The organism is Vibrio sp. 378, assembly GCF_033339435.1.
Map to the genome: position 1 here is coordinate 1 of NZ_JAWOUO010000010.1, position 13,921 is coordinate 13,921.

Annotated in this window: 11 protein-coding genes; 8 read left to right on the plus strand and 3 right to left on the minus strand. The window is 44.2% G+C overall.

Going from position 1 to position 13,921, the window contains the following annotated elements:
• On the minus strand, nt 1–3,134 hold a 3,134-nt coding region (locus R7Q48_RS17515; RefSeq protein ID WP_318132393.1), incomplete at its 3' end, for a tandem-95 repeat protein.
• A gap of 400 nt (nt 3,135–3,534) precedes the next feature.
• Between R7Q48_RS17515 and R7Q48_RS17520 the strand changes: the two genes are divergently transcribed.
• The 6 genes from R7Q48_RS17520 to R7Q48_RS17545 all read left to right on the plus strand — a co-directional run bounded on the left by R7Q48_RS17520 (nt 3,535) and on the right by R7Q48_RS17545 (nt 9,733).
• Nucleotides 3,535–4,845, plus strand: a complete 1,311-nt coding sequence (locus R7Q48_RS17520; protein ID WP_017821962.1) for a TolC family outer membrane protein — start codon at nt 3,535–3,537, stop codon at nt 4,843–4,845.
• Between the two features lie 2 nt (nt 4,846–4,847).
• Complete coding sequence (locus R7Q48_RS17525) at nt 4,848–5,462, plus strand: OmpA family protein (protein ID WP_005377354.1); 615 nt, start codon at nt 4,848–4,850, stop codon at nt 5,460–5,462.
• A gap of 175 nt (nt 5,463–5,637) precedes the next feature.
• Nucleotides 5,638–5,991 (plus strand): DUF2750 domain-containing protein, encoded by a 354-nt coding sequence (locus tag R7Q48_RS17530; protein ID WP_005377352.1) that lies wholly within the window; start codon nt 5,638–5,640, stop codon nt 5,989–5,991.
• A 186-nt stretch (nt 5,992–6,177) separates the two neighbouring features.
• Complete coding sequence (locus tag R7Q48_RS17535) at nt 6,178–8,148, plus strand: diguanylate cyclase domain-containing protein (protein ID WP_256896147.1); 1,971 nt, start codon at nt 6,178–6,180, stop codon at nt 8,146–8,148.
• 87 nt (nt 8,149–8,235) lie between these two features.
• Nucleotides 8,236–8,934, plus strand: a complete 699-nt coding sequence (locus R7Q48_RS17540) for an IclR family transcriptional regulator (protein ID WP_053304420.1) — start codon at nt 8,236–8,238, stop codon at nt 8,932–8,934.
• 106 nt (nt 8,935–9,040) lie between these two features.
• The gene (locus tag R7Q48_RS17545; protein WP_256896148.1) at nt 9,041–9,733 is read left to right on the plus strand and encodes an SDR family oxidoreductase; all 693 of its coding nucleotides are present in this window, start codon (nt 9,041–9,043) and stop codon (nt 9,731–9,733) included.
• Between the two features lie 198 nt (nt 9,734–9,931).
• Here R7Q48_RS17545 and dkgB read toward each other — a convergent pair whose 3' ends face one another.
• Nucleotides 9,932–10,732 carry a 2,5-didehydrogluconate reductase DkgB gene (gene dkgB / locus R7Q48_RS17550; protein WP_053304418.1) on the minus strand — a complete coding sequence of 267 codons (801 nt, stop codon included), beginning with the start codon at nt 10,730–10,732 and terminating at the stop codon, nt 9,932–9,934.
• A 112-nt stretch (nt 10,733–10,844) separates the two neighbouring features.
• On the opposite strand from dkgB, the gene R7Q48_RS17555 reads away from it, so the two are divergent.
• Together R7Q48_RS17555 and R7Q48_RS17560 are read left to right on the plus strand one after the other, a co-directional pair.
• Entirely contained in the window at nt 10,845–11,750 is a 906-nt protein-coding gene (locus R7Q48_RS17555) for a LysR family transcriptional regulator (protein ID WP_005377343.1), read from the plus strand.
• Between the two features lie 132 nt (nt 11,751–11,882).
• Entirely contained in the window at nt 11,883–12,788 is a 906-nt protein-coding gene (locus tag R7Q48_RS17560; RefSeq protein WP_064353954.1) for a TIGR03571 family LLM class oxidoreductase, read from the plus strand.
• A 117-nt stretch (nt 12,789–12,905) separates the two neighbouring features.
• On the opposite strand, the gene R7Q48_RS17565 is transcribed toward R7Q48_RS17560, so the two are convergent.
• Nucleotides 12,906–13,790: a LysR family transcriptional regulator gene (locus tag R7Q48_RS17565; RefSeq protein WP_256903301.1), complete on the minus strand. Its 885-nt coding sequence runs from the start codon at nt 13,788–13,790 to the stop codon at nt 12,906–12,908.
• Between the last annotated feature and the right edge of the window lie 131 nt (nt 13,791–13,921).

Sequence of the window (13,921 nt, forward strand, 5' to 3'; positions counted from 1 at the left end):
CCATTGACGATCGCCACTTGAATGTTGCTATTGCCAGAGACGCTGAAGGTCAGATCGCCATCCACGTTATCCACATCACTGAAGGCGGTATTTAGATCGATGCTGTATGGCGTAAAGTCTTCTGCCAAGGCTTGGTCTGCAATGCTACTTTCAACCACAGGCGCGTCGTTTACCGCATTTACGGTGACGTTGACCGTCGCTTGGTCAGTCAGCGAACCATCGGTCACGGTGTAAGTGATTTCGGCGTCGCCATGGAAGTTCTCAGCCGGTGTGAAGACCAGTTTGCCGTCAACAATCTCGACTGTGCCTTGCGCTTCAGGTACAGACGCTGATTCAATCGACAGCTTATCGCCATCGATGTCCGTATCGTTTGGTAGGACATCAATCGTGACAGCGGTATCTTCTTGTGTTGTTGCCGTGTCATCTTTTGCCACTGGCGCATCATTGACTGGCGTCACATCGACGTTCACCGTGGTGGACTCCGATACCCCACCCGACGTAACGATGTAGGTGAAGCTGTCTGCCCCGTGGAAGTTGTCGTTTGGCGTGTAAGTGACGCTGCCATCCGGGTTGACCGAGACCGTGCCGTTAGCTGGACCGTTGTTGGTATCCAGCGACACCACTTTGTCGTTGCCTTCGAACGTGTCGTTACCTAAGACCTTAATGATGGTCGGCGTGTCTTCCACGACCGTCGCTTTATCTGCCACGATGTCCGCCACAGGCGCCACTGTGAAGTTCACCGTTTGGCTGACGCTTTCACCGCTTGGATCGGTAGCAGTAAAGGTCAATGCTTCTGAGCCGTTCCAGTCCGCGGTTGAAGTGAACGTAGCAATACCGTTGACGATCGCCACTTGAATGTTGCTGTTGCCGGAGACGCTGAAGGTCAGATCGCCATCCATGTTATCTACATCGCTGAACGCGGTATTTAGATCGATGCTGTATGGCGTAAAGTCTTCTGCCAAGGCTTGGTCTGCGATGCTACTTTCAACCACAGGCGTGTCGTTCACCGCATTCACGGTGACGTTGACCGTCGCTTGGTCAGTCAGTGCACCATCGGTGATGGTGTAAGTGATTTCGGCGTCGCCATGGAAGTTCTCGGCCGGTGTGAAGACCAGTTTTCCATCAATAATTTCGACTGTCCCTTGGTCACTCGGCACAGATGCCGAGTCAATCGACAGCGTATCGCCATCAATATCGGTGTCGTTTGGCAGGACATCAATCGTCACTGGCGTGTCTTCGTCAGTAATCGCCGTGTCATCTTTTGCCACTGGCGCATCGTTCACTGGCGTGACATCGACGTTCACCGTGGTGGACTCACTGACCCCACCGGAGGTAACGATGTACGTGAAGCTGTCTGTACCGTGGTAGTTGTCGTTTGGCGTGTAAGTGACACTGCCATCTGGGTTGACCGAGACCGTGCCGTTAGCTGGACCGTGATTGCTATCCAGCGACACCACTTTATCGTCGCCTTCGAACGTGTCGTTACCTAAGACCTTGATGATGGTCGGCGTGTCTTCCACAACCGTCGCGTTGTCTGCCACGATGTCCGCCACAGGGGCTACCGTGAAGTTCACCGTTTGGCTAACGCTTTCACCGCTTGGATCGGTGGCCGTAAAGGTCAATGCTTCTGAGCCGTTCCAGTCCGCGGTTGGAGTGAACGTAGCAATGCCATTGACGATCGCCACTTGAATGTTGCTATTACCAGAAACGCTGAAGCTCAGCTCGCCATCAACATTATCCACATCGCTGAAAGCGGTATTTAGATCGATGCTGTATGGCGTGAAATCTTCCGCCAAGGTTTGGTCTGCAATGTTGCTCTCAACCACAGGCGTGTCGTTCACCGCATTCACGGTGACGTTGACCGTCGCTTGGTCAGTCAGCGAACCATCGGTGACGGTATAAGTGATTTCGACATCACCATTGAAGTTCTCGGCCGGTGTGAACACCAGTTTGCCGTCAACAATCTCAACTGTACCTTGTGTTTCAGGTACGGAAGCTGATTGGATAGACAGCGTATCGCCATCAATATCGGTGTCGTTTGGCAGGACATCAACCGTTACTGAACTATCTTCCTCTGAAATTGTTGTATCATTAGAGGCAATAGGCGCATCGTTAACTGAGTTTACTGTTACCGAAACTTGAGCTTCATCCTCTAACTCACCATCTGTGATGGTGTAGCTAATCGTTGCATTACCGTTGAAATTTTCGGCCGGAGTGAAAACAAGCTTACCATCGATAATCTCAACGATACCTTGCTCTTCTGGTACAGAAGCAGAGGTAATGATTAAATCATCACCTTCAATATCACTGTCGTTAGCGAGCACATCAATTACAATCTGGGAATCCTCGTCAGTTGGAATCGCATCATTAGTTGCTATTGGCGCGTCATTAACAGGCGTAATATCTAAGTTAGCAGTGCCATTAATAACACCGCCATCGTTATCAATAATGTCATAGGAGAATGACACTTCAGTGTCATCATCAGCCTCTGGAATGTAAGTCCAAGATCCATCGCTGTTATCAATTAAGGTGCCATTCCCACTCTCAATAGTGACGTTTGTAATGACAAGAGTATCGGCATCATCAATATTGACATTAGATAGTAATTCTTCAGTAGTTATCGTGATTGGATCGCTATCTTCCTCAACAGCGCTTAATGTCACTGGAGAATTAGTAAGTGGCTTACTTGAGCCATCCCCACTTGTCTCGATACCTGTTGTGAAGAAGTCATTTAAGGTCAACGCTTGTGTTTCAGATAAGCCGAGGGATTCTAGGCCAATAGTTTCAAAGTTTGTTGAGGCTAGCACTTCAGTACCATCTCGTACAATCGTGGCACTATTTTGCAAACTGGAGCCACTATTTTCACCCGCTGCAGGTGCGAGTTCTTCATCAATAGCAGAAGGGTCTTGACCTTGCTCAATAGCACTAATAATCTGTGCTACATCGTCTGAAATATCTTTTAAACCTTGCTCTTGAGCAAGCTGAATTTTCAGGTCTTGAGGCGCAGCATCTGTCATTGCCACTATCACTTCACCTGGTAGAGGCTGCTGTCCTTCTGCAAGGACTCTCAGCTGCCCATCCAAACCTATTACGACGACTTGATTACCGAGTGGCACTAATGCTGTACGATCCATATAAACCTTAACCCTAAATAACTGTCAAGTTTTTGACTAACAATACTAATTTGCTATATATTGCCCGAATATATAGTGCAATAACAGCAATTTGATGCTCAATAAAGTAATTATGTGTCATACATCAATAAGAATCCAGATGCATAAGTGTTTTATTTTATTAAAATCTGGACACACGTTCCTAGCTATTACCTCCATCTTTAATTTGAGATCTTAATTCAAGTTTTAGGCAGATTTAGTAGGTTGTTTTATCAAAATTGAAACAAATGAACAGCGAATCAACAGGTTACTTCATCGCATATTAATGTTATTGTGCGCTAAATTATTGACGCCCTTATAAGTATTCCACTTATAAGCCCTATCACCTCGAGAATTTTTACCATTATCTAGGAGAATCACAGTGAAGTGGACTCGTGCCAACGCCTTTTGTATTGGTATGTTCACCGCTAGTCATGCTTTTGGGCAAACGCTAGAGCAAGCGGTTGAAAACACATTAAAAACCAATCCTGACATCAAAAGTGCGTTCAATGAATTCGTTAGCAAGCAGTATGTGAATGAAGCATCTGGTGGTGCTTACCTCCCATCCGTAGACTTAGATGCCGGTATCGGTTACGAAGGAATCAAACCTGCAGAGTCAGGGCGAGATTCAACCGATCTGACAAGAAAAGAAGCCACCGTGACACTAACCCAGCTAATATGGGATGGCTCAGCGACACTTAATGATATGGATCGAACAGCAGCTGATGCTGAATCGGTCCGTTATCAACTTCTAGCTGATGCCCAAGACACCGCTCTAGAGGTCGCGAAAGTTTATTTAGACTCAGTAAAAGCTTATGAAATTCTTACACTTTCCGAGAATAACTTGAAAGTGCATAAGAAGATCTATGAAGACATTAAAAAGCGAGTTAACTCAGGTATCGGTTCTACAGCAGACCTAACCCAGGTAGAGGCTCGTTTAGCAAAGGCTCACGGTAACTTGGTGGCAGCTCAGAACAACTTATATGACAGCCACACCACCTTTACACGCCTTGTCGGACAGTCACCACAAGGATTGATTTTCCCAAGAGCGGACCAAAACTTTATTCCCTACACCATCGATGAAGCGATTGACTTGGCATTCGAGTCACATCCAGTAATCAAAATCTCGGTAGCTGATGTGGACTCTGCAAAGTTCCAATACAAGCAATCTAAGGGAGCTTACTACCCAACGATATCGGTAGAAGCGGCTCAAACATGGCGTGATGATGCAAGCGGTATTGAAGGAAGCAGCGAAGAGACAACAGCGATGTTGCGCATGCGTTACAACCTCTTTAACGGTGGTAGTGACGTAGCCAACGCCGAAAGTTTTGCCTACCAACTAAACAAAGCAAAAGACCTAAGAGAACGTGCATACCGCCAAGTAGAAGAAGGCCTTCGTCTATCTTGGAGTGCGTTAGATTTAACACTTCAACAAAAAGAGTTCCTAGCGGATCACGTAGATTCGGCCTCTGAAACTGTCATCGCCTACGAAAAGCAGTATCGCATTGGAAAACGCACTCTGCTGGACTTGTTAAATACTGAAAACGAACTTTTCGAAGCGAGAAAGAACTACTTGGATGCTCGATACTCAGAGCAGTACGCCAAGTACCGCGTTATGAACGCGACTGGCCAATTGTTAAATGCCTTGCGTGTCGATGTACCTACAGAATGGAATGAAAAGGTGGAGTACTGATCATGAAACCAGTGAAGATTCTATTTGCATTGGGTATGCTCGCCATCACTCAACACGTTGTTGCTGAAGACGAATATGAGTATCGTCCTGTACCAAATGCAGAACAAATAGCAGATTTGCAAGATGACGATAACGATGGTGTCATCAATGCTCGAGATATGTGCCCAGGTACACCTGAAGGCTCAGAGGTCGACAACGACGGTTGTGGAGAATACATTAAAGCATCAGATAACATGCAAGTGCGGATACTTTTTGCTAACGACTCTGATGAGATCAATCCAGTCTTCAGAAGACAAGTTCGAGAGCTTTCCGACTTTTTAAAAGAGTACCCTACTACTTCGATAGAGCTGCACGGCTATGCTAGTAAAGTTGGTGGTTCAAAGCATAACCAAGATCTTTCTGAAAGACGAGCACGCAATGTCCGTGAAGCCCTACTAAGCTACGACATCGAACCGAGTAGAGTCCGCATTGTTGGTTTTGGTGACACTCACTTAGCACAACAAGGGACCGATGAAGTCAGCCATGCTTTAAATCGTCGAGTAACCGCATCAGTCGTTGGTTACAAAGGCGAGATAAAAAGAGAGTGGACAATATTCACAACTCTTCCAGAAAGGTAAAGTACCTGTTTTTGTTTGCTCTGCAAGCACAAAGCAAACAAAAACGAGTGAATACTTAACCTCAGAAAAGGAGCTTCGGCTCCTTTATTTTTACTCATTTCGACAACCGTATTATGCTTTAGGAATCGGCACTTTAGTGTTACTCTAGCCACGTCATAACAACGAGAGTTTTGAAATGAGCAAACTTACATCAGATATCCAAGCGAACCTTGACCTTTTTGTTGCAGAAACGAAAGAAAACCAATTGGTTTGGGGTTTACGCAATGAAGAAGGTTGGCTATCTTGCGATTCAACTGAATTCGAAAACAGCGAAGTCATGCCTTTCTGGTCTTCTAAAGAAGATGCAGAAGCACATAATGTTGAAGAATGGGCAGATTTTACTGTACTAGAAATCCCATTAGATATCTTTGTTGAAGATTGGCTTTTGACTCTTGCTGAAGATGGTGTTCTTGTTGGAACTAACTGGAACGATCAGTTAGAAGGCAAAGAAATGGAGCCTCAAGATCTAGCAAAGCTTTACATTGATTAAAGATTTCTGACCTCAACTTTATGTTGAGGTCTTTCTTTTTATGCCTCTTCTTTCAATATCTCGACCAAGTGCATAGTTTTACTACTCTTTTTCTTAGTACACCCAACTTAATCACAACGCTGATGCGTTAAAAGCGCTATGATAACTCAACTTTAAAGGCACCTTAAATTAAAGGCTCGTTTAAACATGCGCGTGCTCTATCCTTTGCTTGCGTCACTTTTGCTCACTCCAGTATATGCAAGCGACACTCAAGATATTGAACCAAACCAAAATATCACACAGTGGCACTCTGTCTACCAAACCACACTACGAAGCAACCCTGAGTCGGCATTGAGCATGCTTCAAGATCGCTACCATACAGCGAAATCGGACAGCGAAAAGCTCTACGTAAGTGGATTGATTTATGAATATATGTCAAACATAAATCAGCCTTACTACGGCAGCAGTCAAGTCTTAGACAACCCTTTTTCTCAATTAGAATCAGAATATATTCTTGCCTTAAATGAACGTAAGCATGGTAGTTACGAGGCCTCAGTAGATAGCTTTTCTTCTTTGCGACAGACAATGAAGAAAATATCCGATTCCGAAGGCAAGGCTCTGATGAACTATCAACTTTGTTATACGCTGAATCAACAAGGTAGTTATCACAAAGCAAACTTTTATTGCTCATCCTTAGAAAGCCACTTAAATCATAAGCATCAAGAAAACTTCCCTGTTGATCTTGCTTTGCGCGTGGTAGCAAATAACTACAATTACCGCGGTGACTATGAAAAAGCCTTAAGTTTGTATCGACAGTTGATGGCCAACATGTCGACGCAAAGCGATCCTTCAGGGATTTACAATGACGTCGGCAATTTACTTGCAGAGCTGGGGCAATTTGAACAATCAGAGCAATATCTCATTCAAGCCCTACTGGTTCGCCAAGATGAAGGGACACCTCTTGAAGTTGCGCAAGTCGAACATAGTCTAGGAGCGATGTACAGAAAATCCAAAGAACTCGATAAGTCCATCAGCCACTACAAAAATGCATTAACGATTCTCGAACAACTTCATTACCCATACGGGCAAGGGTTGACCTATTTAGGGTTATCTTATGCTTTGGCCGATTCTGGGCAATTAGATACCGCGGTAGATTACATTGGAAGAGCATTAAACATTGCCCAAACTTATGAGAATACGCACCTTGAAACAGAGGGTCATTTGGCTGCTGGATTGGCATATTTAAAGAACCATACACCCGAAAAATCGATTGAACACACTACAATAGCGTTAAGATTAGCGGTAAAAAACGCTAGGCCCTTATTGCAAGCGCAAGCCCAATTACTCCTCTCAAAAGCATACCAAGCGCAAAATGATTACAAAAAGGCGCTGGAGCATCACAAGGCCTACTCGACGATTGAACTAACGAACCGAGACGCGAGTAATATCAAGGCGTTAGAGGCACTAGATCTCACTAAAAAAGAGTATGAATATGAACTACAAGTCGCGCAGTTGAACAACGAAACTCTTCTAAGTCAGTACCAGTTTGAAAAACTCACAGACCAACAACGCACTTATAATTTTGTTGTTTTCTGTTTATTGATTCTCCTCGCTCTGGCATTGATGGTTCAGCGACAAACACGCTTAAAAGCCAAAATAGACAGCTTAACGTGTGCATTAAACAGAGCGGCAATTATAGAGACGATTAAAAGCCAAACCTCCAAAGCTGAAGGAGACTTCCGCTACGTTCTAGCATTAATCGATCTAGATGACTTTAAGGCGATTAATGATCAGTATGGTCATCCGACTGGCGACTTAGTACTACAACAGGTATGCAAAGCGCTTAAAGCAAAACTTAATAAGGGAGATTACTTGGGTCGTTTAGGTGGAGAAGAGTTTATCTTGCTATTGAAAAACGTCGATGAGATTGACGTTCCCTTTAGAATACAAAGTCTGCATAAAACAATTTCAGAAAAGAGTGTACATTCGCTTAATAACCATCAATTGAATATATCTGCGAGTCTGGCCTATCTATCAACCTCAATGCCACTTACCAACTTTGATGAGCTCTATTCGATATTAGACCAAGCGTTATACAATGCTAAGAAGCAAGGAAAAAACTCCCTTGTGGACGCATACAACGAGCCGATCAGTTTAAGTGCTGAGTATATTCTCTAATAAAACCAAACCACCAGCGTAGTGGTTTGTTATAGGTGGAAGCATCAGTAAGCCATTCAGATGCAACACCATCATCAAGGAGTCTTTGTGCCCAAGGCAAGAAAAAACATTCAGTCTCTAGAGCGAGGTTTTCTAATCCTCGAGTTGCTCTCGATGAGTGAGTCTCCCCTATCATTACAGACGATCAGTAATGCGATCCAGTTAAATAAGACGACTGTTCACGGGTTACTTGCGACTCTACACTCTCTTGGATATGTATCCAAACACAACCATAGCTACAGCCTAGGGTTTAGATGCTATGAACTGTCTAAGCCGATTGAACAAAAAAACGAAGCTATCCGACAACATTTTGTTCCATTGCTGAAAAAAATGGCCCAAATGACTAACAACACTGCTTACCTCGCTGTACAAAGTGGCGCTAAAGAGTACTTGTATATCGATGCTATAGAGCAGGATAACCCTCTTACTATCCGCAGCCCGAGAGGGAAACGAGAAGGACTCACAACATCTGCGATCGGCAAAGTTTTTCTTAGTTTTGATGATGAGCTTCGTCGAACATTACGCCTTGAAAACCAAATATCCCCCACGTTAGAAACTGAACTTAATCAGGTTGTATTATCAGGTTACGCACTCGATTTAGAAGAGGCAGAGCCAAACCTCAATTGCTTAGCGATCCCCCTTTATTTGGATGGTAAAGTCGTTGCTGTTGCAGGTGTTAGCGGTGCTGCCTCCGAACTGACGGTCACTAGGCTAAAACACTTTGCCAGCATCTTTCTCAAATTTTAAGATTTGACAATGTCGAATCCTAGGCCATTTTTATACTGTTTTGATTACATGCTTATACGTCGCCTCTAATATGGTCGTTGTTCAACTCAACAACGTAGGAGAAGCGATGTCTACTGTATTAATCACTGGCGCTAACCGTGGCTTAGGCTTGCAATTTGTCCGCCACTACCTTGGAAAAGGTTGGCAAGTTATCGCAACTTGTCGTTCACCAGAAAATGCTAAGCAGCTCAATGAACTAGTAACCCAATCTAATCAACTTCAACTGATGGCTCTAGACGTCACTAACCAACAAGATATCGATCAGTTAGCCACTCAATTAGCGGATCGTCCGCTCGATCATTTAATTCTGAATGCAGGTGTATTAGGCGAAGAGTGTGCAACTCTTGGCGAAATGACCCAGAAAAAATGGCTAGAAGTACTAAACATAAATACCGTCGCACCTGCCCTGCTAATTCAAGCCCTACAAGACAACGTTGCGAAAAGTCAGCACAAAACCATCGTGGGAATCTCAACCCGAGTTGCGAGTTTAAGCGATAACAGTTCAGGTAACATGTACAGTTATCGAGCATCTAAAGCAGCGCTTAATCAGGTTCTAGTATCAGCAGCACGCAATCTCGAATCGCAAGGAGTAAAAACTGTCGCAGTTCATCCCGGCTGGGTAAAAACCGATATGGGCGGTGAGAACGCAACCTTTTCTGCCGAGGAAAGTGTTGCAGGCATTGTTTCGGTCGCAGAACAGCTAACACTTGAGCAATCCGGAAGCTTCCGCGTATTTGATGGCTCTACAATCGAATGGTAACTGTTCTCTAAATGACGTCTCCCGGCCAAATTGAAGGCCGGGAGAATACAGTAAACTAATAGGCCAAAAAGATAAAAGCTCGCACTATCGTCAGACAAGCGAGCCGTTATCGTCTATGGTGTTGTACTACCGTCAAACGCTGAGGAAGTCAGCGATTGCAGAGGTGTCATTTAGGCAATGATTTCCTGTGAAACTCACTCAATCATCCCACTCAGGCGCTAGCCCTTCAGGGTTTACTTCGCGGCCATTTCTTTCCAACGCATCTATCTTTGCAATCGCCTCTTCACTCAGATTAAGTTCAAGTGCTTTCAGGTTACTTGCTAAATTCTCTCGTTTAGTTGAAGACGGGATCACCGCGTAACCTTTTGACAAAGCCCAAGCAAGCGCGACTTGAGCTGGCGTGGCCTGATAGTCCTCAGCAATACCTGCAATAGTTGGGTCCCCAAGTACTTTCCCATATGCCAAGGTCATGTAAGACGTTACCTGAATATCGTTTTCCTGCATGAAGCTGACCAACTTACGATTTTGCAAATAAGGGCTAAGCTCGATTTGGTTAGTAACAATATTCTCTTTACCGACCACTTCTATCGCTTGTTGCAACAAGTCAATATTAAAGTTGGATACGCCAATATTACGGGTTAACCCTTGCGATTTAGCTTCAAGTAATGAAGCCATGTATTCGTTCAAGTTATTGTTATTGCCAGGCCAGTGGATCAAGGTCAAATCCACATAATCTGTATTTAGCTTTTCTAAGCTCTCTTTTAGACTTGGAATGAGTTGTTCCGTGTTCATGTTATCAACCCAGATCTTGGTCGTAATGAATAGCTCATCACGTGCAATACCGGACTGTGTCAATACTTCACCGATTTCTGCCTCATTACCGTAAATCTGTGCAGTATCAATTACGCGGTAACCCACTTCTAACGCATTACGGACTGAATCCTTAACTACTTCACCCTCTAAACGAAACGTGCCGACGCCAAATGATGGTACTTTCATCTAAATCTCCTGAATTATCGATTTTATAGTTGATTCGAAGCAAAACTTTACGCCGCAAGAAACTTTCCGTAAAGTTAACAATAATCAAATCTAATTTGAAATATATTCAACAATGAAAGCTACTCTAGATGAAATGCGCACCTTTATGGCCGTGGTCGATACGGGTTCAATCAGCTCTGCGGCTGAACTGTTATCGATGACCGTCTCGGCGGTGAGTCGATCGGTATCTCGGCTAGAAGCCAAACTCGAAACGACTTTGTTAAATCGCACAACCCGTAAGTTAGATGTTACTAATGAAGGAACGATATACCTCGATAAAGTCAGACATATTGTAGAAGCAGTAGAGAATGCCGAAGCACAACTGAAAAGCCAGAAATATAAGCCCTCTGGCCTCCTACGAATAAACGCAGCTACCCCCTTCTTACTGCACGTACTAACGCCGCACATTGCTAAATATCAGAGCTTGTATCCGGAAGTCGAAATCGATCTCAATTCCAATGAGGAAAATATTAGCCTTTTGGGAACAAAAACCGATATTGCTTTTCGTATCGGTGAGCTACAAAACTCAACCATGCGCGCGATATTTCTTGGTAAAAGTCGGATTCGAATCGTCGCGAGTCCAGAGTATTTAAGACAACATGGTACTCCAACCTCAATAGATCAGTTACTCAATCACAAGCTACTTGGATTCAACAAGCCGGAGTATCTTAAGGAATGGCCGATCATGGATGATAAGAACAAACTTCTGCGTATTATGAGTAGCCTAAGATCTGATAATGGCGAGACGCTAAGATGTTTAGCCTTACATGGTGCGGGGATAGCTTGCCTGTCTGACTTTATGACCTACTCTGACCGACAAGCTGGTCGCTTAGTGGGCGTGCTTAGTGAACACACGCATAATGTCGAACAGCCAGTTCATGCGGTGTATTACAAAAATGCCAGTACCTCACGCCGGATCAGCTCTTTTATTGACTTCATCAAGCAAGAAATCAAGGTAGAGAACCACCAGTTCCTTTAAAGACCACCGCTGTTTGTGGCAAAACACTTTTGTCTTTTTGCCGCTTTTTCTCACAACAAAAATCTCATAGTGTCCTGAATATCAGGGGGGCACCTGGCCTCCTAGTACTCACAGTAATAGTCAGGCTTCATAATGCATAAAGATTTAAGTAACAGATTCACCATCGGGGTTGAGCTCCCCCTAGATAATGACTGGACCCAAGAAGGCCAGAAAAAACGGCTGCTCCAACGAAAACCGTTCGGCGTACCAGACATGAGTGCACATAAACAGCGTATTATGTTAGCCGATAAGTTAGGCTTTAACGTAGCGTGGGTAAGAGATGTCCCGTTGTACGACCCTAACTTTGGAGACGCGGCACAAATTTATGAACCGTTCAGTTATCTTGGCTATCTCTCTGCGTGCACCGACAACATTCTACTAGGGACAGCAGCGATAGTATTACCGTTAAGACAACCTTGGCTAGTGAAAAAAGCCGCTGCGACCATCAACGAGTTAAGTGGTGACCGCCTGATACTCGGTGTGGCTAGTGGAGACCGTCCTAGTGAATATCCCGTTTTTAACGCCAACTTTGACAGCCGTGGCTCGGCTTTTCGAGAAAGTGTAGAGATTTTGAAAGATACGCAAAATGATAAGCTGGGTAACGATCTACAGTTATTACCCGAGTTTGCTGATATTCCTATCTATGTCGCAGGGTTAGCGCAGCAAAGTCCACAATGGATAGGAGAAAACCTAGACGGCTGGCTCGCCTACCCAGGCACACCTGATGATCATGAACACCGCGTTGCACTTTGGCGCTCCGTAGCGGGAAACAAACCCTACGCCAGCTTTATTCATCTTGATCTAGTCGATAACCCGAATGCACCAGTCGTTCGGCATCATTTTGGTATCCGGGCCGGAGTCAATGGCTTGAGCGATGAGCTAGAAAAAATGCAAGAAGCAGGAGTCAATCACATCGGGTTGCATTTCCGTCGTAATAGCCAACCAATTGAGAAATCAATGGAACAGATCGCTCAGTACGTGTTGCCACGCTTTAACTAAGATCAAATAAAAATATGTGCCACCTTACTAAGGGGTGGCACGCTAGGCTTGGCACTTGGAAAAACAAAAAATCTGCAATAACGACAAAACTCTTTTGTTAAAACAACAATAATAGTGTTATTTTAAAGTAAGTCTTGGTTGAATAAAGTCGATGAACGCGGAAATACGTTTAGAGACTGAAGAAGATTTGTAGAACACAGCATTGACCTGTTCTCGTCCAGTATTTGTGATTTTTTCCGATTCAAACAATGCCACTAACCGTCCAGAATCAAGATCATCTTTCACCATAAAGCCAGATAAACATGCAATGCCGTTCCCTGCCAGCACTAACTGTCTAACCGTTTCACCACTGCTGGATAGGATATCAGGCTCTATCATCTCAAACCCTCGTAATGGCCACTGATTTAACACTTTAGCGCCAGAAAAACCGATCAAGTTATGACTGCGCAAATCGCTCACCGCTTCAGGGAAACCTCGTTTAGATAAATAACCAGGCGTGGCAACGATAAATAGTGGGCTTGTTCCTAAAGGTTTAGCATGCAGTGTTGAATCCGATAATCGTCCAATACGTATCGCCACATCGGTTCTTTTTTCCAATAGATCCACAAAACCCTCATTAGAGGTAAGATCGAGTTGAATATCAGGATAAGCCTCTTTAAATGGCTGAATTAACGGCACGAGTTGATGTAAAACAAATGGGCTAGCGGCATCAACTCTTAAGCGCCCCTTGGGTAATTCACCTCGTGTGATGATCTCTTCTTCAGCTTGCTGTATTTGTAGTAAACCTAAGCGAACCGCTTCAACAAACTGATGCCCTTCCTCAGTAACTTCCACTCTGCGTGTCGTGCGATTCAGCAAGGTTACCCCCAACTGTGATTCAACTTTACTAACCGCACGAGATACCCTAGCGACTTGAATACCTAGTGCATCAGCAGCGGAAGAAAATCCACCACTATCCACAACTGCCACAAGAATCTCTAATTCATCTGATCGGGTTAACATTTCATCCCCTTTCTTAACTGCGCATTTCCATCATTTATAGCAAAAGTATTTTGTAATAAACACCATTTTTCGCAACGAATAACTCTTTAATAATACACGACATGGAAACGGGCTATTCGTTTATCCATTCA

What these genes read in the sequence shown, in the direction of transcription:
- R7Q48_RS17525 (WP_005377354.1), top strand. Translation starts at nt 4,848, where the DNA reads ATGAAACCAGTGAAGATTCTATTTGCATTGGGTATGCTCGCCATCACT.
- R7Q48_RS17530 (WP_005377352.1), top strand. Translation starts at nt 5,638, where the DNA reads ATGAGCAAACTTACATCAGATATCCAAGCGAACCTTGACCTTTTTGTT.
- R7Q48_RS17555 (WP_005377343.1), top strand. Translation starts at nt 10,845, where the DNA reads ATGAAAGCTACTCTAGATGAAATGCGCACCTTTATGGCCGTGGTCGAT.
- R7Q48_RS17565 (WP_256903301.1), bottom strand. Translation starts at nt 13,790, where the DNA reads ATGTTAACCCGATCAGATGAATTAGAGATTCTTGTGGCAGTTGTGGAT.
- R7Q48_RS17535 (WP_256896147.1), top strand. Translation starts at nt 6,178, where the DNA reads ATGCGCGTGCTCTATCCTTTGCTTGCGTCACTTTTGCTCACTCCAGTA.
- R7Q48_RS17545 (WP_256896148.1), top strand. Translation starts at nt 9,041, where the DNA reads ATGTCTACTGTATTAATCACTGGCGCTAACCGTGGCTTAGGCTTGCAA.
- dkgB (WP_053304418.1), bottom strand. Translation starts at nt 10,732, where the DNA reads ATGAAAGTACCATCATTTGGCGTCGGCACGTTTCGTTTAGAGGGTGAA.
- R7Q48_RS17560 (WP_064353954.1), top strand. Translation starts at nt 11,883, where the DNA reads ATGCATAAAGATTTAAGTAACAGATTCACCATCGGGGTTGAGCTCCCC.